At 64.0% G+C, this 19,770-nt stretch carries 14 protein-coding genes; 7 read left to right on the top strand and 7 right to left on the bottom strand.

What is annotated here, in order from left to right; genetic code table 11:
• Window positions 1-234: 234 nt before the first annotated feature.
• The gene (locus NKH97_RS25010; RefSeq protein WP_352611477.1) at window positions 235-2,781 is read right to left on the bottom strand and encodes a GumC family protein; all 2,547 of its coding nucleotides are present in this window, start codon (window positions 2,779-2,781) and stop codon (window positions 235-237) included.
• Between the two features lie 198 nt (window positions 2,782-2,979).
• Here NKH97_RS25010 and NKH97_RS25005 point away from each other — a divergent pair, with 198 nt between their 5' ends.
• Window positions 2,980-4,275 carry a lipopolysaccharide biosynthesis protein gene (locus NKH97_RS25005; protein ID WP_023809194.1) on the top strand — a complete coding sequence of 432 codons (1,296 nt, stop codon included), beginning with the start codon at window positions 2,980-2,982 and terminating at the stop codon, window positions 4,273-4,275.
• A gap of 2 nt (window positions 4,276-4,277) precedes the next feature.
• Here the strand turns inward: NKH97_RS25005 and NKH97_RS25000 are convergent, their stop codons facing one another.
• Genes NKH97_RS25000 through NKH97_RS24990 form a run of 3 tightly spaced genes read right to left on the bottom strand, consistent with a single transcriptional unit; the run spans window position 4,278 to window position 7,167 of the window.
• Entirely contained in the window at window positions 4,278-5,207 is a 930-nt protein-coding gene (locus NKH97_RS25000; protein ID WP_023809195.1) for a DUF6492 family protein, read from the bottom strand.
• The gene (locus NKH97_RS24995) at window positions 5,204-5,998 is read right to left on the bottom strand and encodes a WecB/TagA/CpsF family glycosyltransferase (protein ID WP_023809196.1); all 795 of its coding nucleotides are present in this window, start codon (window positions 5,996-5,998) and stop codon (window positions 5,204-5,206) included. The genes NKH97_RS25000 and NKH97_RS24995 overlap by 4 nt, the downstream gene beginning before the upstream one ends.
• A complete protein-coding gene (locus NKH97_RS24990; RefSeq protein ID WP_352722960.1) occupies window positions 5,995-7,167 on the bottom strand; it encodes a glycosyltransferase family 4 protein in 1,173 nt (390 codons plus the stop codon). Before NKH97_RS24990 ends, NKH97_RS24995 begins: the two co-directional genes overlap by 4 nt.
• Before the next feature lie 172 nt (window positions 7,168-7,339).
• Here NKH97_RS24990 and NKH97_RS24985 point away from each other — a divergent pair, with 172 nt between their 5' ends.
• The 3 genes from NKH97_RS24985 to proC are packed head-to-tail and all read left to right on the top strand — an operon-like array spanning window position 7,340 to window position 10,516.
• Window positions 7,340-8,338, top strand: coding sequence for a glycosyltransferase family 2 protein (locus NKH97_RS24985; protein WP_352798993.1), 999 nt, complete (start codon window positions 7,340-7,342; stop codon window positions 8,336-8,338).
• Complete coding sequence (locus tag NKH97_RS24980) at window positions 8,307-9,641, top strand: O-antigen ligase family protein (RefSeq protein WP_023809198.1); 1,335 nt, start codon at window positions 8,307-8,309, stop codon at window positions 9,639-9,641. Before NKH97_RS24985 ends, NKH97_RS24980 begins: the two co-directional genes overlap by 32 nt.
• A 59-nt stretch (window positions 9,642-9,700) precedes the next feature.
• Window positions 9,701-10,516: a pyrroline-5-carboxylate reductase gene (gene proC / locus NKH97_RS24975; RefSeq protein WP_023809199.1), complete on the top strand. Its 816-nt coding sequence runs from the start codon at window positions 9,701-9,703 to the stop codon at window positions 10,514-10,516.
• A 3-nt stretch (window positions 10,517-10,519) separates the two neighbouring features.
• Here proC and NKH97_RS24970 read toward each other — a convergent pair whose 3' ends face one another.
• Window positions 10,520-11,836 (bottom strand): NAD(P)H-dependent oxidoreductase, encoded by a 1,317-nt coding sequence (locus NKH97_RS24970; RefSeq protein WP_352461267.1) that lies wholly within the window; start codon window positions 11,834-11,836, stop codon window positions 10,520-10,522.
• 339 nt (window positions 11,837-12,175) lie between these two features.
• Between NKH97_RS24970 and NKH97_RS24965 the strand changes: the two genes are divergently transcribed.
• The 3 genes from NKH97_RS24965 (at window position 12,176) to NKH97_RS24955 (ending at window position 14,422) form a co-directional block, all read left to right on the top strand.
• The gene (locus NKH97_RS24965; RefSeq protein ID WP_128302666.1) at window positions 12,176-13,582 is read left to right on the top strand and encodes a PTS galactitol transporter subunit IIC; all 1,407 of its coding nucleotides are present in this window, start codon (window positions 12,176-12,178) and stop codon (window positions 13,580-13,582) included.
• Between the two features lie 73 nt (window positions 13,583-13,655).
• On the top strand, window positions 13,656-14,117 hold the full coding sequence (locus NKH97_RS24960; protein WP_127267974.1) for a PTS sugar transporter subunit IIA: 462 nt from the start codon (window positions 13,656-13,658) through the stop codon (window positions 14,115-14,117).
• Between the two features lie 17 nt (window positions 14,118-14,134).
• Entirely contained in the window at window positions 14,135-14,422 is a 288-nt protein-coding gene (locus NKH97_RS24955; RefSeq protein WP_023809203.1) for a PTS sugar transporter subunit IIB, read from the top strand.
• A gap of 33 nt (window positions 14,423-14,455) precedes the next feature.
• Here NKH97_RS24955 and NKH97_RS24950 read toward each other — a convergent pair whose 3' ends face one another.
• Together NKH97_RS24950 and metH are read right to left on the bottom strand one after the other, a co-directional pair.
• The gene (locus tag NKH97_RS24950) at window positions 14,456-15,844 is read right to left on the bottom strand and encodes a multicopper oxidase family protein (RefSeq protein WP_352798990.1); all 1,389 of its coding nucleotides are present in this window, start codon (window positions 15,842-15,844) and stop codon (window positions 14,456-14,458) included.
• A gap of 103 nt (window positions 15,845-15,947) precedes the next feature.
• On the bottom strand, window positions 15,948-19,757 hold the full coding sequence (gene metH, locus NKH97_RS24945) for a methionine synthase (RefSeq protein ID WP_352798989.1): 3,810 nt from the start codon (window positions 19,755-19,757) through the stop codon (window positions 15,948-15,950).
• Between the last annotated feature and the right edge of the window lie 13 nt (window positions 19,758-19,770).

Raw genomic sequence — 19,770 nt, 5'->3', positions numbered from 1 at the left:
CACCCCCCCCCCCCCCCCCCCCCCCCCCCAACCCAAAAAAACCACCCCCCCCAACCACACCCCACCCCCCCATCACCCCCACCCCCCCCCCCCCCCACCCCCCCCCACTTTTCGATCTTTCACAGCGCGGCATTTTCACGAAAATTCCAACATGCAATCCCGCCAAAGCGCCGTCCCATGCCGTTTACGCGAAACCGGCATGTTTTTGTACGGCACCTGGAAGAATTTTCTGGCTCAGAAGTAGCGGCGGCGCGCGCGGCTCTCGGTCAGTTCGCGAACCGCTTCGCGGAATTCGCGCAGGCTGGCGCGGATTTCCTCGATTGGCGCTTGCTGCTCGGCATCCTCCACGGCCCGCGAAGGCTCCGCCGATCGCTGATGAGGCTGAGGCGTCTGCTGCTGCGGGAGGGGCGGCTGTGGATAGGACTCGGAAGCAGGCTGAGCCGGATCGGGCTGCTGCCCGGCATTGGCGGCCGGCATGGATTGCGAATAGGGATAGCCCGGCGGCTGCGCGTAGCCCAATGGCTGCGCGTAGGGATAGAGCTGCGGCCCGGAATATGGCCGCTGCTGCACCATGGGAGGCGGCAGTGGCGGCTGCGCCGCCTGCTGCGGATGGCCGCCGGGCTGGAAAGGCGGCGCCGGGGATGCTGTCGCGGCCGCCTGCCGAGGCTCGAAGGCCGGCGCCGACTGGGGATAAGCGCGGTATTGCGGATCCTGCATTGGTTTCGCGTTTTCGGCAGAGGCCCATTCAACGGTATCGAACGGCTCCTCCCGGGATGGCCTGCGGGAGACGGACTTATGCAGTCTCGACAGCAAGGCACCGATCCGGCCGGGACCTTCGGCCGGCGAGACCTCGGCTTGCTGGACAGGCGGTGGCGCGGCCGGCGGTGGTGATGCAGGCGGGGGTGTCGATGGCTGCGGCGCTGGTGTTTGTGGCGGCGCCGGCGGCGCTGCCCGATATGCCTTGTCTTCGTAAGGCGTCCGGCGTTCGTCCGTGCCATGGTCGCGGCGCGAGCGCGAATTGGCGGTGTCACGCAGGCTCTCATAGGCGCCACGCATGGCTCCGAGGCCAATGCCGGAGGCAAAGCCCAGCAACAGGCCGCCGAGCGCGACCACGACCCGCGACGGCCCGTTTGCCTCGAGCGGCGCGAAGGCCTTCGAGATCACGTTGATGTTGGCTGTGTTGATGTCCTTCTGCTCGCCGGTTTCCTTGGCGCGCAGCAGATACTGTTCGTAGACGGAACGCTTGGCGGTCGCCTCGCGCTCCAGTTCGCGCATCGACACCAGGTCGCTGTTGACGTCGCCGCTGCGGACCTTCAGCTGCGCCAGGCGAGAGGCAAGGTCCTGTTCGAGCTGGACCGCGCGCTTGAGGTCGACCTGCAGCGACGAGCCTATACGGCGCAGCTCCGCGGCGATGCGGTCGCGTGCGCCGGCAATCTGGGCATTGAGCGCCTGGAGTTCGGGATGACGCGGGCCGAACCGGATGGCGGCGCGGTCAGCCTCCTGCTTGAGCGACGCATATTGCGAACGCAGATCGCTCATCGTGTTGGAGTTGATCTCCTCCGGCAAGGTGCCGGTGAGGACCGAATTGACGTCGACCGACCGCGCCGAAGCGGCCCGGGCATTCAGCTCCAGCGTGCGGGCGCGGGCAATCGACAGTTGCTCGTTGAGCTTCAGCATCTCGTCATCGCTGATGAGATGGCCCTGCGCGTCGACAAGGTCGTGCGTGGCCCTGAAATCTTCGACCTTGCGCTCGGCGGCCTCGACTCCCTTGCGCAACTCGTCAAGCCGGGCCGTCAGTTCGTCGGTGGCGCGGCCTGCGGTGTCCGACTGTATCTGGCCGAAAGTCTGCAGAAAGACATCCGTCATCGTGTTGGCGATGAGGGCCGATTTCTCGCCATTCTGCGTGGTGGCACTGACGGTGATGACGAAGGTCTTGCCGCCGCGCTCGACCGAAAGGCTCTCGGCCAGATTGCCGACAGCAAGCGCGCGGCGGCGGGCGTCGTCGACACCGCCCGGCCCGTCATTGCGGGACAGGACGGAGCGGATGAGCGACATGACGCTGAGGCCGCCGCCGCCTTGCCCATTGAATTCCGGATCATTGACCAGATTGAGCTTGTCCACGACCTTGTTGAGAACGGTGCCTGATGTCAGCACCCGGACCTGGTTCTCGACGATGGCCAGCGTTGCATCGGAAGCCACGACCGACTGGGTGAGGTCGCGATCGGTGAGCTTCAGGTCGCGTGGGTCGACGATCAGTTCGGTGGTGGCTTCGTATTTCTTCGGCGTCGACAGCGCGATGGTGATGCCGAGCGCGGCGCCCAGTATCGTCGTCGTCACGATCAGCAGCTTCGACTTGCCGACACCGCGCACGACCTGCATCGGGTCGATCAGCGGCTTCCACTGCTGGCTGTCCATGCCGTCGTTTCGGGATACCGACGCGTCGCCCGCAGCGTAAGGTTCCGATGCATGATCGGCGCGACGGGCGCCAGCGGTTTCGGCGGCACTGATTTGTGTCCGTGGCGTGGTTTGCGCGCGGTGCGGCGATGAAGCCCGCTCCTGATCCCCGTCGGTTGCGACCGGATCCGACAGTTTCGGGTTGCGCGCCTCGCGCTGCGAACGGGCGAGGCGATGACGGGTGGCGGCATCCTCGCGCCATGACGGGTCTGCCCGATCGCCTATCGAGACCAGGGACGCGTCGGGTTCGTCGCCGCGCACAGCCTGGCCAAGCGCCAGCAATGAGCGCTCGCGCTTCCAGTCTTCGCGGTTTTCCCTGTCGACCATCGTCTGGAACTTTACCTTTGGCGACCTGCAAACGGCGATTGGCCATTCGTTAAGCCACGCTAAACAGGCATGGAAAACAAAAGGTTAATTTTCCCGCGCCGAAGCGTCGGTTTCTCGCTTCGGTTGCATCTATTTTCGACACAAGCCCAAGCTCCAGAACGGCACGTTAAGTTTTCCGGCCTAGGCTCTCCTCGAGACATGACGCAGGCCAGTGACATACCGCAAAGGCGGCCCCTCGCCCGGATCGGCAGCTTTTTGGCCGAACGACGGGGGCTGCTTCGCGACTATTTCTCGGCGATCAGCGGCGCCGGCGGGCGACTGGTGTTTTCGCTGGCCTATTTCATCGCGTTGGCCAACACGCTGTCCATTTCCGAATTCGGCATGTTCGCCACCGCATCGGCGGCCGGTGTCATGCTGTCGCGCATCCTCGCTTTCGGGTTCATCTCGGCGCTCTACCGCACCGCCACCATCCGCCCCAATCTGATCGGCACCTTCTCCGCCGGCTTCCTGCTGCTCGGCGTGCTGTCGCTGCCGCTGCTGGCCGCGGCCTCGTTCGGCGTCTATCTGCTTTTCTTCGCCGACACCGTGCCGCTGTCGGTGTTTGCGGCAATCGTCTTTGCCGAAGCGCTGTTGTGGCGGCCGGTCGAGGTAGCACTGATCGTCAACAACGGCCTGGGCAAATTCGGCCGCGCCGCGCTGCTGGCCATCCTGGCGACCGCGCTGCGGGCGCTCGGCGCGGTGCTGTTCATGTTCTCAGCACAACACAGCGTCTGGATATGGTCTTGGTTCTATATCGGCGCCAATGCCGCCTCGCTGCTGATTGCCTTCGGCTTCTTCTACCCGCGCCAGAGGCTGCGGCTGCGGGTCGCTCTGTATCTTCGGCGATTGGCCGATTCCATCTATGTGGCCGGCGCCGAAGTGCTGTTCTACCTGCAGATGGAGTTCGACAAGCTGCTGGTGCTGGCGATCGGCGGCCCGCATCTGGCTGGCATCTACGCCATCATCATGCGGCTGGTAGACCTGACGGCCATTCCGATCCGCACCTTCTCGATGATGCTGGTGCAGCGCATGATGCGCGCACCGGAACTGTTGTCACGGCTGGCGGTCAAGAGCGGCATCGAAGGCGGTGTGTTCGCGGTCTCCACGGCAGCGCTGCTGACGCTTGGCATCGTGCTGCACTTCTTCCCCAACGCACTCGGCAAGAATGTCGCCGAGGCTGCCCCGCTGGTGGTGCTGGCGATCTGCGTGCCGGGACTGCGCAATCTTGTCGAATACCAGGCCGAACTTTTGTTCGCGCGCGGCCAGACGCTGGTACGGGCGCTCAATCTCGGCCTGCTCGCCGCGCTGAAGGCACTGTTGCTGACCTATGTGCTGACGACCATCCTCGACACGCCGAATCTGGTGCTATCGCTCAATGTCGTCTTCCTGCTTCTGTATCTCGCCTCGACGCTGCTCACCTATTCGGCGATGCGCAAGCCGGCGAAGGCGATTTAGCACTAAGAGCGGTCTAGCCCGATCAGACGGCGGATGCGGCCGATGTCGGTGCCGATGAAGGACTGCATGCCGATCGCCACCTGCTCCGGCGCCATGGCGGCAACGAAGCGGCGGAACTCGTCATCCGAAAGCGCTTCGCCGGTCCAGTGCACACGGCAGAACTCTTCGGAACCGTGGAAGTGGCCGGCTCCGTCCAGCAGATCATCGACATAGCGGCCGTAGATCATGCATTCGGAGAATTTGCGCGCCCAGCCGACGACCTCGACCCAGTCGCGGCCATGGACCTTCTCGATCTCGCCGCACATGGCCAGCACGCTGTCGCGCCGCCACGCGATCAGCGTCGAGATATAATCATGGATCGACGTCCGGGACGGGTCGATGCCGAGTGCCGATCCCGCATTGCGCGACCAGATGCGATGCTCCTCATGACCTTCGTCCGCCAGGACACCGTCGCGGCGAAACAGGCGCACCTTGCCGTCGCGCCAGAAGGCGCCGCAGTCGAAAGGTTTGAGGAAAGCGACGTCTGAATCGCAGAAGATGAGCACGTCTTGAGATGCATGCCCCGAGATGGCGATGCGGCGCAATTGCTGCACATGCCAGCCGCGCAGCGGCTGGGTCTTCAGGCTGAGCCAGACGCGCCGGCGAAACAGGCTGAGCGGATCGTCGACGGCGTGCAGCCAGCGCGGCAGCAATTCACGCTCGTCGACGACCGTGCGGCGGCCGGTTTCCAATTGGCGAAACAGACTGACGTCGCGATGTTCGACCAGGATGTAATGGTGCGCCGCGCCCGAAACGTGGCGATCAAGTGTCTCGCACAGCAGGCGGCAGCGCTCGAAGTCGGGCGCGTAGCTTGCCGTCACGATTGCCGCCGTCGGTGTCTGCCGCAGCGGGCTTGGCTCGACAGCGGCACCTGGCACGAACCTGCTGTTCACTTGATATCCCTCGCTGCTTCGGGTGTCCGCGAGAATTTCTGCCTGACGACGCGCAGCAGGAACAGGGGGTTGCCGACCACATAGCGGCGCCACAGGCGGCTCGGTTCGACAGCCAACCGGAACAGCCATTCGAGCCGCAGCCGGCGCATCCACAAGGGCGCGCGGGGCACCGCGCCGCTCAGGAAATCAAGCAACGCGCCGACGGCGATCGGCAGCGTGCAATGGCGCGCGTCGATGTGGCGTTCGATCCACAATTCCTGGCGTGGCACGCCCATGGCGACGAGCAGCACGTCGGGCCGAAGCGCGGCGATCCGGTCGACGATTTCCTGCTCCTGCGAAGCAGGGAAATAGCCGTCATGGATCACCACGAAGCTGTGCTGCACCGCCAATGCGGCCAGCTTGACCGACGCCGCTTCGGCATTGACGCGCGTCGCGCCGAGCAGGCCGACGGTGAGCGGCGTCGTTGAGGCCTGCAGGAAGGCCGGGACGAAATCGGTACCGTTCAGATTGTCGGGAAATGGCGCCCCGTAGAGGAGTCTCGCCGCCAGATCGATACCGATGCCGTCGGGCAGGATGAGGAAATCATCGAGTGCCTCGGCGAACACCGGGTCGGTATAGGCGATGTTGGCGTTGTGGGCGTTGAGGAAACTGACCTTGGTGAAGCGCCGCTCGGCAATCAACCGGTTCAGCAGGGCGATGGCATCGTTCCAGCGGACCGCAACCACCGGGATGCCAAGGATCGTCTTCAGCTTGTCGAGCCCGGACGCGGCGCGGGCGGAATGCATGTTCACGCAAACGCCTCCTGCCTGACGGGAGCGAGTTTTTCGAGGCCGAGCCGGATGGCGGCGTCGAGCGCCTTGACCTGCGAGCCCCGGAACGCGCTGCCGTCAACGTCGCGGATGTCGGCCGCCGCGGCCTCGAGTGCCCTGGCGAAGGCGGCGGGATCGTCGGTGACGACGCAATTGGACGGACGGTGGTCGATGCCGCGCAGCGAACGGCTGGTGGCGACGGAAGGCAGGCCGAGCTCGAAGGTTTCGATTGTCTTCAACTGGACGCCGCTGCCTGCGGTGCTGATCAGCGGAATGACGGCAGCACCGCGCACGAACGCCTGCGCGTCGGGCACGCGGCCGACAAATTCAACACCCGGATGCTTCGACGTGACGCCCGAAGGCATGTGGCCGGCGATGCGGATGCGAAAGTCGGGCCGCAGATGCGGCACGACTTTGCCCAGGAACCAGTCGAGGCCGATGCGGTTCGGCTGCCAGGTCCAGGTGCCGATCAGGGCGGCGTCGCAGTCGATGCGGCGCGGGCCTTTCAGGGTTGGCGCGTGGGCACCGGTCACCAGTGGCAGCACCGCCGAGCGGTCGTGCGAGGCGACACCGAGGGCGGCGCGGTCTTCTTCGGCCAGGGTGAAGACGAAGCGCGCCCGGCGGCAGAGACGCTCTTCGACGATCTTGAGCAGCCTCGCCTCGCGGCGAAACAGCAGGCGCTGGAAGAGGCTGCCAGCGGCAGCGGCATTCTCCCGCGCCGAAAGATGCTCGACATTGTGGGCAACGAAGATCGAAGGCCGGTCGGTGAACAGTTTTTCGAAGGCACCGGCGAACTGCACGGAATTCAGGACATAGCCATCAACCGGTCCAGCGCGCTCAATGGCAGCGAGAACATCGCTGTCGGACACGGCGCGCAGCTTGGCCGAGGCGAAGGTGAGGCCCGAAAGCAGCGCCTTGCCGACCCAGGCCAGCTTTTGCCGCGCGGAGGCATTGTCCGTGCGCACGTCGATGGCACCCAGAACCACGGTGTTTTCGGGGTCGGCCGCGGGTTTTCCCGGCCAGGTGAAGCCGATGACGGTTACGCGCGCGCCAGCGCGCCGCAAGGCAGCGATGATCGCAGCGTTGGCGATCTCGTAGCCCGAGGCGAGAGCGCCGTCAGGCACGATCGATGTGGCGAACAGCAGATGCATCTCACCTATCCTGTGGTGTAGCCGGTAGCAAAGTGCGGTGAACCCTTGATTAAGCCAGCACATTCGACGGCCGAAAGTCCCTGTCTGGCGGGCTTCTCCGTGGAAGGTGATTAACGAAACCTTATCAACCGTGGTGCTACCAGAGCCCAACTCACCATGTGGCTGGACGCGGATGATCCCTTTGCCATCGGACGGTTCGGTATCGATCGCTGGACGCACGCCGCGGCTCGACGTCGAGGCCGTCGAAGCCGTCGTCACCTTGCCGACCTTCAAGCGCCCCGAGCAGGTGCTGGAAACGCTGGCGTCGCTGCGCGCGCAGCGAACCGGCAGGCGCTTTGCCGTGATCGTCATGGAAAACGAAGCCGAGGCGCGGGCCGGCGCCAAGGCAGCGCTGCCGCTGTTCGAGCGGGGCGAAATGTCGGGCCTGGTGATCATCGCGCATGAGCGCGGCAATTGCAGCGCCTACAATGCCGGCTGGCAGACGGCCATCCTGCAATTCCCGAACTTCAGGCATCTGCTGGTCATCGACGATGACGAGATCGCCGATCCGCAATGGCTGGAACGGATGTGCCAGGCTGCCGAAACGCTTGGCGCCGATATTGTCGGCGGCCCGCAGGTGCCCATGTTTGCCGACCCTGCCCATGCGCGATGGGCCGAGCATCCGGTGTTCGCGCCGCCTTATCGGGAAACCGGACGCGTGCCGGCGCTCTATTCGTCCGGCAATCTTCTGGTCGGGCGCAACGTGCTGATCGCCATGGGTCCGCCCTTTCTCGATCTCAGATTCAACTTCATGGGCGGCGGCGATTCCGACTTTCTCAGCCGGTCGGCGCAAAAGGGCTTTGTTCTGGGTTGGTGCGCCGAGGCCAAGGTGCTGGAAACCGTTCCGGCGCGGCGTATCGAAGCCGACTGGATCCGTGCCCGCAGCCTGCGCAACGGCGTGATCTCGACACTGGTCGAAAAGAAGAAGCGTGCCGGCACGCCAATGGCCGGCGCCAAAGTGTTGCTGAAGAGCCTGGCACTGCTTGCCGCTTCGCCCTTTCGCGGCCTGATCCGGCTGGCGCGGACCGGATCGCCTGATATCGCCATCTACCCCGTCCATGTGGCGCTGGGCCGCGTGCTGGCCGAATTCGGATATGCCAATGAGCAATACCGCCAGCCTGAGAAAAACTGAGCACGCGCCGCTCAGCGCCGCGTTCACGCGCGAAGGCGTGGCCACCGCCATTGCCGCGCTGCTGTTCACCGTCATCATGGTGTCCTTCCGGCCGTTCCAGCCGGGCGGCGCAGAACTTACCGGTCAAGGCGGCGACATCGTCAACCAGCTTGGCTTCGGCTCGCTCGGCGCCATGTCGATCTTCTCGCTGATGGCCTTTGCCGATCCGCGCGTCGTGCGCTCGCTGCTCAGCCCATCCTGGGTGCTGATGCTGGGCTTCTTTTTCCTGTCGGTGGTCCTGTCGACCGATCCGCCTTCGGCGATGCGCGCCGCCTCCTTCACCCTGATCGGCATCCTGACGATGGCGACGATCCTGGTGCTGCCGCGCGACGCCGAAGCCTTCTCGAAGGTGATCATCTTCACCGCCGTCGTGGTCATGGGCCTTTCCTATCTCGGCCTCATCGTCTTTCCGCACGAGGCGATGCACACCGCCGACTCGCAGGAGCCCGAGCATGCCGGCCTGTGGCGCGGCGTGTTTACCCACAAGAACATCGCCGGGCCGATCATGGCCTGCCTCAGCTTCGCAGGCCTCTATCTCTACCGGCGCGGACAGCGCTACTGGGGCGCCGGGATCTTCCTCGCAGCGATGATCTTCATGCTGCACACCGGCTCCAAGACGACTGCCGGCCTGGTGCCGTTCTCGATCCTGATCGTGATGTTCCCGAGCCTGATAGGCATGCGGCTCGGCACGCCGATCCTGTTTGCGCTGGCGATCGTCGCGACAGCGGTCGGCACGCTGGGCATCGTCTTCCTGCCGCCTGTAAAACATCTGGCGGCGATCTATTTCCCCGGCATGACCTATACCGGCCGCACGACGCTGTGGGAGTTCGCCGGCAGCATGCTGGCGAGGAAGCCATGGACCGGCTACGGCTATGAAAGCTTCTGGGGCACGCCGCTCTTGCTCAACCAGGACCAGCCCTTCGACCGGCCGTGGGACATCAGGACCATCGTGCACGGCCATGACGGCTATCTCGACATCGCCGTGCTGATGGGCATTCCGGCACTGTGCGTGGCGGTCTACACTTTCCTCATCGCGCCGCTGCGCGACTACATGCGCATTCCGTTGCGCAGGGAAAACATCTTTCTCGGCGACTTCTTCATGATGGTGGTGCTGTTCACGGCGCTGAACGCCTTCCTCGAAAGCTTCTTCTTCCATCGCGGCGACCCGGTCTGGCTGTTCTTCGTGCTCGGCGTGCTTGGCCTCAGGCAAGTGTCGCTGCGGCCAATCGCGGTACGCGATCCCGATCGTGGCTCGCGATCCTGACAGGGCTTCCCCAGGGAAGCGCCAGCGTCTATGTGATGGCTTCCTTCGGAGGGCTTTCGATGACGATCAGACTTGTTCTCGCCGGCTGCGGCAATATGGGCTACGCCATGCTCTCGGGCTGGCTGAAATCCGGCAAGCTTGCGCCGTCGGCGGTCTTCGTGGTCGAGCCCAATGCCGATCTGCGCAATCGCGCGGCAGCGCTGGGCTGCGCGACATCAGCCGATGCCGATGGCATACCGGCCGATGCCGTGCCCGATCTCGTCGTCATCGCGGTGAAGCCGCAAGTGATCCGCAACGTGATTGCCGCCTACAAGCGCTTCGGCGACGGCCGCACCACCTTCGTCAGCATCGCCGCCGGCACGCCTGCCGCCACCTTCGAGGAAATCCTCGGCAACCGCGCGCCGGTCGTGCGCTGCATGCCCAACACGCCCGCGGCGATCGGCAAGGGGATGATGGTGGTGTTCTCCAACAGACTGGTGTCCGACGATACCAAGCGTTTCGTCGCCGACCTTTTGTCGGCGAGCGGCGAAGTGGCCACCATCGACGACGAGGGCTTGATGGATGCGGTGACCGCCGTGTCCGGATCGGGGCCGGCCTATATCTTCCATTTCATCGAGGCGCTGACCGTGGCCGCCGAGAAGGCCGGGCTGCCAGCCAAAACCGCCAAGCTGCTCGCCATGCAGACCGTCTACGGCGCTGCCTCGCTTGCCGCAGAAAGCAGCGAAGAGCCGGGCGTGCTGCGCCAGCAGGTGACCAGCCCCAAAGGGACGACGGCCGCGGCGCTGGAGGTGCTGATGGGCGAGGACCGGCTGACAAATCTGCTGACGCAGGCGGTGGAGGCGGCGCGGTTGCGGTCTGTCGAGCTGGGGAAATAATCCTCAGCTTGCCCCGTACAGCATCTCGTCCTGCAGCCGGCGCAAGGCGAACAGCCTCGTCGTCTGGTCGGGCGATGCATTGTCGGCGGTCAGCAACTCGCCTTTCCTGACCGGTTTCAGCACCCTGCCGCCCTCGAGCAGACCGACCGGCACGGCGCGCTGGGCACGGGCTTCGCCGACGGTCATGGTCCAGGAACGGTAGCAGGTCTCGCCGATCGCATCGAAGGTCTCGGCGGCGGCAAGGTCGCGCTTGGCGACGGCGCACACTTCGGCCACCGGCCTCGGCAACGGCACCATGTCGGGCTTGCCGAAAAGCACGATGCGGGCGGCGGTCAGCGGCACCTCCAGCGACGTCAGATGATAGGGCCGGAACAGGCTGTAATAGGGGCCGTGGCCGATATGCAGATCGTCCATGCGCTCGATGATGCGCGGATGCGTCGCCTCGACGATGACGAAGACGCCAGGCGCGACGCCTTTGCCGACCGTGTAGTCGACGACGCCTTTCTTCAACAGCAGACCGCCATCCTCGCGCGGAATGAGCACCTTGGCGAGGTCGTCGCGGTCGGCCTTGGGGCCGTGCATGCCGGGCACATCGGGCACCAGCCCGGTGGCGTTGGCGATGGCGCACATCTCGACCATGGTCTTGGAGCCGTCGACGAACTCGACCAGCATGCGCGGGTTCATGTTGCGGCGGATCGCTTCGGCGCGATAGTCGTCCGGCACGGCATCGTGGTTGAGCGGGTTGTTCTTGCCCTTGCCGGCCGAGACGATGGTCAGCCCGAGTGCCGACGCAAACTCGATCAGTTCCATGCAGCTCGACGGCTCGTCGCCCGCACCCACCGAATAGACGACGCCAAGCCGGTCGGCCTGCTGCTTCAGATAGCAACCGATGGTGACGTCGGCCTCGACGTTCATCATCACAAGATGCTTGCCGTGCTCCATCGCCATGAGGTCGAAGTCGGCGGCGACACCCGGCTTGCCGGTGGCGTCGATGACGACGTCGATCAGCGGATTGGTGACCAGCATCTCGTTCGAGGTGATGGCGATCTTGCCGCTCTCGATGGCGCCGGTGACTTTCGACGCGGTGTCGGCTTCGACCGCCATGGCTTCATCGCCATAGGCGATGCGGATGGCATCGCGCGCGGTGTGCGGGCGGCGCGTCGAGACGGCGCAGATCGAAATGCCTGGCATCAGCATGCCTTGCGTGACCAGATCGGTGCCCATTTCGCCCGAGCCGATGACACCAATGCGCACCGGGCGGCCTTCGGCGGCACGCCTGGCGAGATCACGGGCAAGGCCGGTCAGGGCGACGTTGATCATGCAGGAATGTCCACAGCTTCGTGATTTGGGATCGGATAGCAGGGAACGGGTTCTATTTGCCAACGAAACCCGGTCGCGACCGGCAATTTCCACGAAATCGTCTCGGAAGGGACGTCCTTCGGGGCTCGATTGGCCGAAGCGCAACCAATTGACATCGCAGCGAACAACCCCAATAAAACATTCGTTTGTCAACAAAGGCAAATGTTCACCGACGCGACAGTCGGGAAGCATTCGCCTCTGGCGCAAATTGGGGAGTGTCTTTGCGCCACGGCGTCAAAGGCTGGATGGAGCATCATTGCGAGGCGTCGAGCGAAGGCTCGCGGCTCCAGGGGAGGAAAAATGGATACTGTTCTCGCGGGCCTCAAAGGGGCCATCGATACGCTTGGCCCGACGATCCTGCTGCCAATTGTCATTTTCATCATCGCCGTGGCTCTGGGCGCCAAGGTCAGCAAGGCTTTTCGCGCCGCCGTCACCATCGGCGTCGCCTTCATCGGCATCAATCTGGTGCTTGGCCTGATGTTCACGTCGATTGGCGATGTCGCCAAGGCCATCGTCACCAACACCGGCATTCATCGCGACATCATCGATGTCGGCTGGCCCTCCGCGGCCGCGATCGCCTTCGGCTCGTCGGTCGGCCTCTGGGTCATTCCGGTCGGCATCCTGGTCAATATCGTGCTGTTGCTGACACGCATGACGCGCACGCTCAATGTCGACGTCTGGAATTTCTGGCACTTTGCCTTTGTCGGCTCGCTGGTGGTCGCCGCAACCGACAATCTGGCCTATGGCATCGCGGTCGCAGCACTTGTCGCAGCACTCTCGCTGCTGTTCGCCGACTGGTCCGCGCGCGCGGTACAGCAGTTCTACGGCGTACCCGGCATTTCGGTGCCGCATCTCGCCTCGGCACAGATTCTGCCGATCGCCATTGTGCTCAACTGGATCATGGACCGCATTCCCGGGATCAACCGCATCAACATCAACACGGACACGATCGAGCGCAGGTTCGGCGTGTTCGGCGAACCTGTCGTGATGGGCCTGATCATCGGCCTCGTGCTTGGTGCGATCGCCTTCTACAATGCGGGTGATCTCAGTGTGGTGCTGGCAAAGGTTCTGGGCACCGGCATGACGCTGGCCGCGGTGATGCTGCTGCTGCCGCGGATGGTCAAGATCCTGATGGAGGGGCTGATCCCCGTTTCCGACGCCGCACAGGCGTTCGTGCGCAAGCGCACCGGTGACCGAGAGCTTCTCGTTGGTCTTGATTCGGCGATCCTGATCGGCCATCCGGCCGCGATCTCGTCGTCGCTGATCCTTGTGCCGATCGCGATCATCCTGTCCATCATACTGCCGGGCAACCGCGTCATCCTGTTCGCCGACCTCGCGGTCATCCCCTTCATCGTCGCGATGACCGCGCCGCTGGTCAAAGGCAACGTGTTCCGCATGGTGGTGATCGGCACGGTGACGCTGGCCATCGGCTTCTACGTCGCCAACGCGCTGGCGCCGCTGTTCACAAGCGCTGCTGTCGCATCGGGCTTCAAGTTGCCGGCGGACGCGCTGCAGATCACCTCGGTGGTCGACGGCTTCCTGTGGGTGCCTTACGTGGTCATCGAGGCGATCCAGGGGATGGGGCTTGTCGGCATCATCGTGATCGCGGTGGTCATCGCGGCATTGTTTGTCCTCTACCGCCGCAATCCGCTCGGCTGGGAGCGGGCCGCGGGCGCCGAGGACGAGCCGGCCGAAGAGACGGCCTGACCTGATAGCGTCAACCCTTTAAACCGATCGTGCGCCCTTTCCGGGGCGCACGATTTCATCGACGGAGCAAAGAATGTCCGACGGCCTCATGCAGCTTCTGGACCCCGACGCGATCGTGCTCGGATCCGATGCCTCGACCAATGAGGAGATCATCCGCATCCTGGCGGGCCGGCTGGAGAGACTTGGCTATGTCAAAAGCAGCTATGCCGACGCGGTCGTGCGCCGCGAATTGACCATCCCGACCGGACTGCCGCTGGAACGCTCCGACAATGTCGCGGTGCCGCACACCGATCCGGAGCATGTGCTGAAGCCTGGCATCGCGATGGGCACATTGAAGCAACCAGTCACCTTCGCCAACATGGAGGATCCCGACGAGATGCTGCCGGTCGGCTTCGTCTTCCTGCTTGCCATCAACGACAAGGACAAGCAGATTGAGGCGCTGCAGGCCGTCATGGCCACCATCCAGAACCCGCAAGCCTTGGATGATTTGAGGTCGGCCAGAACCCTCGAAGACGTGCGAGCCGTACTCGGCTGAAACAAGGAGAAGCAGAGATGTCCAGACAGAAAACCATTCTCTTTGCCTGCGGCACGGGCATCGCCACCTCGACCGCGGTCAATGTCGCCGTCACCGAGGAAATGAAGAAACGCGGCCTCACCTTCAACGCCCAGCAGGCAAAGGCCACCGAAGTGCCTGGACTGGCCGACAATGTCGACTTCATCGTCGCAACCACACCGATCTCCGCTTCGGTGACCAAGCCGGTGATCAAGGGCCTCGCCTTCCTCACCGGCATCGGCAAGGACAAGGTGCTGGACGAGATCGAGGCGCAGTTGCGCAAATGACGGCACAGACGCTACGCGCAGGCTGACGCGGCTTCACACCACCCTGACATAGCTCGTCATTCCCGATTTCTGGTGCTCGATGATATGGCAGTGCAGCAGCCAATCGCCGGGATTGTCGGCGACGAAGCCGAGCTGAACCTTCTCGTTGGGCTGGATGAGATAGGTGTCGGAAATCGCAGGCTGAACCTGGCGCGTCGAGGATGACAGCACCTTGAAGCTCATGCCGTGCAGATGCATCGGATGGGATTGCGGCGTCAGGTTCTCCATGTCGATGACGTAGCTTTGGCCAAGCTTCAGTTCGGCCAGAGGCGCGGTCGGATCCTTGGTGTCGCCGGGCCACGGCACTTTGTTGATGGCCCAGAAACTGTAGCCAAGCGAACCGCAGATGCCATCGCTCGGGACGTTTTCCGCCGTGGCGCTCAGTGCCAGGGAAATATGCCTGGCGCTGGCGAGATCCACTTCCGCCACCGGATTGAGCTCCAGCGGCGCGAGATCGCGAATGTCCCGTTTGAGCGAGTTTCCAGTCGCACGCAGGGTCGCCAGGATTTTTGGCTTGGTACCCCTGACGTCCCTCAAGCTGACGATCGCACCTTCCTCGTCGGGCATGCGTATGGCCAGCTCCATGCGCTGGCCGGGTCCAAGCAGCAAGGCATCGGGCGAAAAACGTTCAGGCACCGGATTGCCGTCGAGCGCCATGACACTCGCCTCCGCACCGTCGACGCGAAAAGCGTAGATGCGCGTGACGTCGGTGATGGCGACCCTGAGCCGCACCAGCCCTCCCGCCGGCGCGTCATATTGCGGCTGATCCAGCCAATTGGCGGTGCGCACCGTGCCGTAAGTGCCGGTTCTCGCGGCATCGCGCGGCCGGAACTGGTCGATGAACTGACCGTCGTCGCCGAGGCGCCAGTCGCGCAGGTTGAGGACGATTTCGGCATCGAATTTCGGGTCGTTGGGATTCTCGACCACGATCACGCCGGTCAGGCCATGGCCCATCTGCTCCAGTGTGTTGCAATGCGGGTGGTACCAGAAGGTGCCGGCGTCGGGCGGCGTGAAGGCGTAGTCGAAATGATCGCCGGTATAGACGTAGGGCTGGACCAGGAACGGCACGCCGTCCATCTTGTTTGGAACGCGAATGCCGTGCCAGTGGATAGTCGTCGGATCGTCGATCGCGTTGACAAGGCGTGCAGCGAAGGGCTCGCCCTTTTTCATTCTGAGCACGGGCGGCATTCCGGCGTTACCATAGGTCAGCACATCCCTGGTCTGGCCGACATCCATCAGCTTCGCCTGGATCTTTGCCGTCTGCAAAACCACCGGCTCAGTTGTGGCAGCTGCCAAGCCGCCAAGCCGACCCATGGCCGAAAGCCCGACCCCGCCCGCTATCGCTGCCGTTTTCAAAAGCCTGCGGCGTGTGAGTAAGGTCATTCGGCGCTCCAACTGCAAAGGCGACTGCCCGCGAAGGTGTAACCGCCGCGCCATGGATCACAAGCCGGGAACCCGCGCAAATTCTGTTGAGGGCATGCCGTCGCTATTCAGCCGCCTCGGCGTAGTGTGCCGGCACGTAGTTGAGGATGGGGCCAAGCCAGCGCTCGACCTCGGCCAAGGGCATTGCCTTGCGGCGTGCATAATCTTCGACCTGGTCGCGTTCGACCTTGGCGACGCCGAAATAGTAGCTTTCGGGATGCGACAGATAGATCCCCGACACGGACGAGCCCGGCCACATCGCATAGCTTTCGGTCAGGCTCACGCCCGCATTGCCCTCACCGTCAAGCAGCCGGAACAGCGTCGCCTTCTCGGTGTGATCCGGCTGCGCCGGATAGCCGGGCGCCGGACGGATGCCGCGGTAAGGTTCGCCGATCAGCTCGTCGGGCGCCAAGGCTTCGTCGGGAGTATAACCCCAGAATTCCTTGCGCACCTTCTCGTGCATGCGCTCGGCAAAGGCTTCGGCGAAGCGGTCCGCCAGCGCCTTGACCATGATCGACGAATAGTCGTCGTTCGCCCGCTCGAACCGTTCGGCGATCGCCACCTCCTCGATGCCGGCGGTGACGATGAAGCCGCCGATGTAGTCGGGCTTTCCGCTGTCGGCCGGCGCGACAAAATCCGACAGCGCGACATTGGCCTTGCCGTCGCGCTTGGTCAGTTGCTGGCGCAAGGTAAAGAAGGTCGCCAGTTCCTGCGACCGCTTTTCGTCCGTGAACAGCCTGATGTCGTCGCCGACGGCATTGGCCGGCCAGAAGCCGATGACGCCGCGCGGGGCGAACCATTTTTCGGCGATGATCTTTTTCAGCATCGCCTGCGCATCCTCGAACAGCTGGCGCGCGGCGGCGCCTTGCGCCTCGTCTTCGAGAATTTTGGGATAACGGCCCTTCAGCTCCCAGGTCTGGAAGAACGGCGTCCAATCGATGTAGCGCGCGAGTTCGGTGAGATCCCAGTTCTCGAACACCTTGACGCCGGTAAAAGACGGCTTCGGCGGCTCGTAGGCAGACCAGTCGATCCGGTGCGCATTGGCCCTCGCCTTGGCCAGCGGCAGCCGTTGCTTGTCGGCTTCGGAGCGGGCATGTGCATCCGCGACCTTCTTGTATTCGGTGCGCACCGTGTCGACATAGCCGCCCTTGCTCTCGTTCGACAGCAAGGACGACACGACGCCGACCGCCCGGCTGGCGTCGGTGACGTAGACCGTCTGCCCCTTGCTGTAGCGCGGGTGGATCTTCACCGCCGTGTGCACGCGGCTGGTCGTCGCGCCGCCGATCAGCAGCGGAATGTCGAAGCCTTCACGCTCCATCTCGGCGGCCATGTGCACCATTTCATCGAGGGATGGCGTGATCAGGCCGGACAGGCCGATGATGTCGACATTTTGGTCGCGCGCCGTCTGCAGGATTTTCGCTGCCGGCACCATGACGCCGAGATCGATGATCTCGTAATTGTTGCAGGCCAGCACGACGCCGACGATGTTCTTGCCAATATCGTGGACATCGCCCTTCACCGTCGCCATCAGGATCTTGCCCGCGGTCTGGCGTTCGCCATTGTCGATGCCGTTGGCGGCGTTGGCCACCTTCTCGGCCTCCATATGCGGCAGCAGCCCGGCCACCGCCTGCTTCATCACACGCGCCGACTTAACCACCTGCGGCAGGAACATCTTGCCCGCGCCGAACAGGTCGCCGACGACGTTCATGCCGGCCATCAGCGGGCCTTCGATGACATGGAGCGGGCGCTCGGCGGCAAGCCGCGCTTCCTCAGTGTCGGCGTCGATGAATTCGGTGATGCCGTTGACCAGTGCATGGCCGATCCGCTGTTCGACAGTCCATTCGCGCCAGGCGAGATCGCGCTCCTGCGCTTCCTTGCCGGCCGTGCCCTTGAAGCGTTCGGCGATCTCCAGCATGCGTTCGGTGGCGGTGCCGCCGGCCTTGGGCATGCGGTTGAGCACGACATCCTCGCAGGCTTCGCGCAGTGCCGGCTCGATCGTATCGTAGACGGCGAGCTGACCGGCATTGACGATGCCCATGTCCATGCCGCGCTGGATGGCATGGTAGAGGAACACGGCATGCATGGCCTCCCGCACCGGCTCGTTGCCGCGGAACGAGAAGGAGAGGTTCGACACACCGCCGGAAATGTGGACATGCGGCAGCGTCGCGGTGATCTCGCCCGCCGCCTCGATGAAGTCGACGCCGTGATTGTCGTGCTCCTCGATGCCGGTGGCGATGGCGAACACGTTCGGATCGAAGACGATGTCCTCGGGCGGGAAGCCGGCCTGTTCGGTCAAAAGCTTGTAGGCGCGGGTGCATATCTCCACCTTGCGCGCTTTGGTGTCGGCCTGGCCATCCTCGTCGAACGCCATGACGACCACGGCGGCGCCATAAGCGCGCACGAGCCTTGCATGATGCAGGAATGCCGCCTCGCCTTCCTTCATCGAGATGGAGTTGACCAGCGGCTTGCCCTGCACGCATTTCAGGCCAGCCTCGATGATCTCCCATTTGGAACTGTCGACCATGACCGGGACACGGGCGATGTCCGGTTCGGCGGCGATCAGGTTGAGATACTCCACCATCGCCTTCTTCGAATCGATCAGGCCTTCGTCCATATTGATGTCGATGATCTGCGCGCCATTGGCGACCTGGTCGCGCGCCACGTCGAGCGCGGCGACATAGTCACCCGCCGTGATCAGCTTCCTGAACTTGGCCGACCCGGTAACATTGGTGCGCTCGCCTACATTGACGAAGGGAATTTCGTCCGTCAGCGTGAACGGCTCCAACCCGGACAGGCGCATCTTGCGCTCGATGTCGGGAATGGCGCGTGGCGGATACTTTTTCACCGCCTCGGCGATGGCGCGGATGTGCTCGGGCGTCGAACCGCAGCAGCCGCCGACGACATTGACCAGTCCCTCGCGGGCAAACTCCTCGATCTGCGCGGCCATGAAGTCCGGGCTCTCGTCATACCGACCGAATTCATTGGGCAGGCCGGCATTCGGATAGGCGCAGGTGAAGGTGTTGGCGACGCCTGAAATCTCGGCCAGATGCGCGCGCATGGCGTTGGCGCCGAGCGCGCAGTTGAGGCCGATGGTGAACGGGCTGGCGTGGCGCACCGAATGCCAGAAGGCCGTCGGCGTCTGGCCCGACAGCGTGCGGCCGGAGAGGTCCGTGATGGTGCCCGAAATCATCACCGGCAGGCGCACGCCCTTCTCGATGAAGATCTCTTCCGCTGCAAAGATCGCCGCCTTGGCGTTCAGCGTGTCGAAGATGGTCTCTATCAGGATGATGTCGGCGCCACCGTCGATCAGGCCGCGCAGCTGCTCGCCATAGGCGAGGCGCAGATCGTCGAAGGTCACGGCGCGATAGCCGGGATTGTTGACGTCGGGCGACATCGAGGCGGTGCGGTTGGTCGGCCCGAGTGCACCGGCGACAAAGCGGCGCTTGCCGTCCTGCTGCTCGGCCCGAACAGCGGCGCGCCGCACCAGCCGCGCGCCATCGCGGTTCAGCGCGTAGACGGCATCCTCCATGCCGTAATCGGCCTGGGCGATCGAGGTCGAGGAGAAGGTGTTGGTTTCGAGGATATCGGCGCCTGCGATGGCGTATTGATAGTGAATCTCCTCGATCGCCTTCGGCTGCGTCAGGATCAGAAGATCGTTGTTGCCTTGCTGGTGGCAGGCGCAGCCGGCGAAGGCCTCGCCGCGAAACTGGTCCTCGTCAAAGCCGAGGCCCTGGATCTGCGTGCCCATGGCGCCATCGAGGATGAGGATGCGTTCGCGTGCTGCTGCCGTCAGCGCGGCAAGCACTTCCGAGCCGTCCGGTTTTGCCGCGACGGGGCCGAACAAATCGTCCAGCGATGCAGAATTCTGCGACATTTTTTATCCCTTT

It is taken from the genome of Mesorhizobium sp. M0870, assembly GCF_040319775.1.
Lineage (GTDB): Bacteria > Pseudomonadota > Alphaproteobacteria > Rhizobiales > Rhizobiaceae > Mesorhizobium.
The sequence above is the reverse complement of the archived record's forward strand: the minus strand, read 5'-3'. Positions and strand labels throughout refer to the sequence as shown.

Bases quoted from the DNA above. Each gene is read 5' to 3' on its own strand.
- NKH97_RS24960 (WP_127267974.1), top strand. From the start codon at position 13,656: ATGTCCGACGGCCTCATGCAGCTTCTGGACCCCGACGCGATCGTGCTC.
- proC (WP_023809199.1), top strand. From the start codon at position 9,701: ATGACGATCAGACTTGTTCTCGCCGGCTGCGGCAATATGGGCTACGCC.
- NKH97_RS24980 (WP_023809198.1), top strand. From the start codon at position 8,307: ATGAGCAATACCGCCAGCCTGAGAAAAACTGAGCACGCGCCGCTCAGC.
- NKH97_RS24990 (WP_352722960.1), bottom strand. From the start codon at position 7,167: ATGCATCTGCTGTTCGCCACATCGATCGTGCCTGACGGCGCTCTCGCC.
- NKH97_RS24965 (WP_128302666.1), top strand. From the start codon at position 12,176: ATGGATACTGTTCTCGCGGGCCTCAAAGGGGCCATCGATACGCTTGGC.
- NKH97_RS24970 (WP_352461267.1), bottom strand. From the start codon at position 11,836: ATGATCAACGTCGCCCTGACCGGCCTTGCCCGTGATCTCGCCAGGCGT.
- metH (WP_352798989.1), bottom strand. From the start codon at position 19,757: ATGTCGCAGAATTCTGCATCGCTGGACGATTTGTTCGGCCCCGTCGCG.
- NKH97_RS24985 (WP_352798993.1), top strand. From the start codon at position 7,340: ATGATCCCTTTGCCATCGGACGGTTCGGTATCGATCGCTGGACGCACG.
- NKH97_RS25005 (WP_023809194.1), top strand. From the start codon at position 2,980: ATGACGCAGGCCAGTGACATACCGCAAAGGCGGCCCCTCGCCCGGATC.
- NKH97_RS24950 (WP_352798990.1), bottom strand. From the start codon at position 15,844: ATGACCTTACTCACACGCCGCAGGCTTTTGAAAACGGCAGCGATAGCG.
- NKH97_RS24955 (WP_023809203.1), top strand. From the start codon at position 14,135: ATGTCCAGACAGAAAACCATTCTCTTTGCCTGCGGCACGGGCATCGCC.
- NKH97_RS25010 (WP_352611477.1), bottom strand. From the start codon at position 2,781: ATGGTCGACAGGGAAAACCGCGAAGACTGGAAGCGCGAGCGCTCATTG.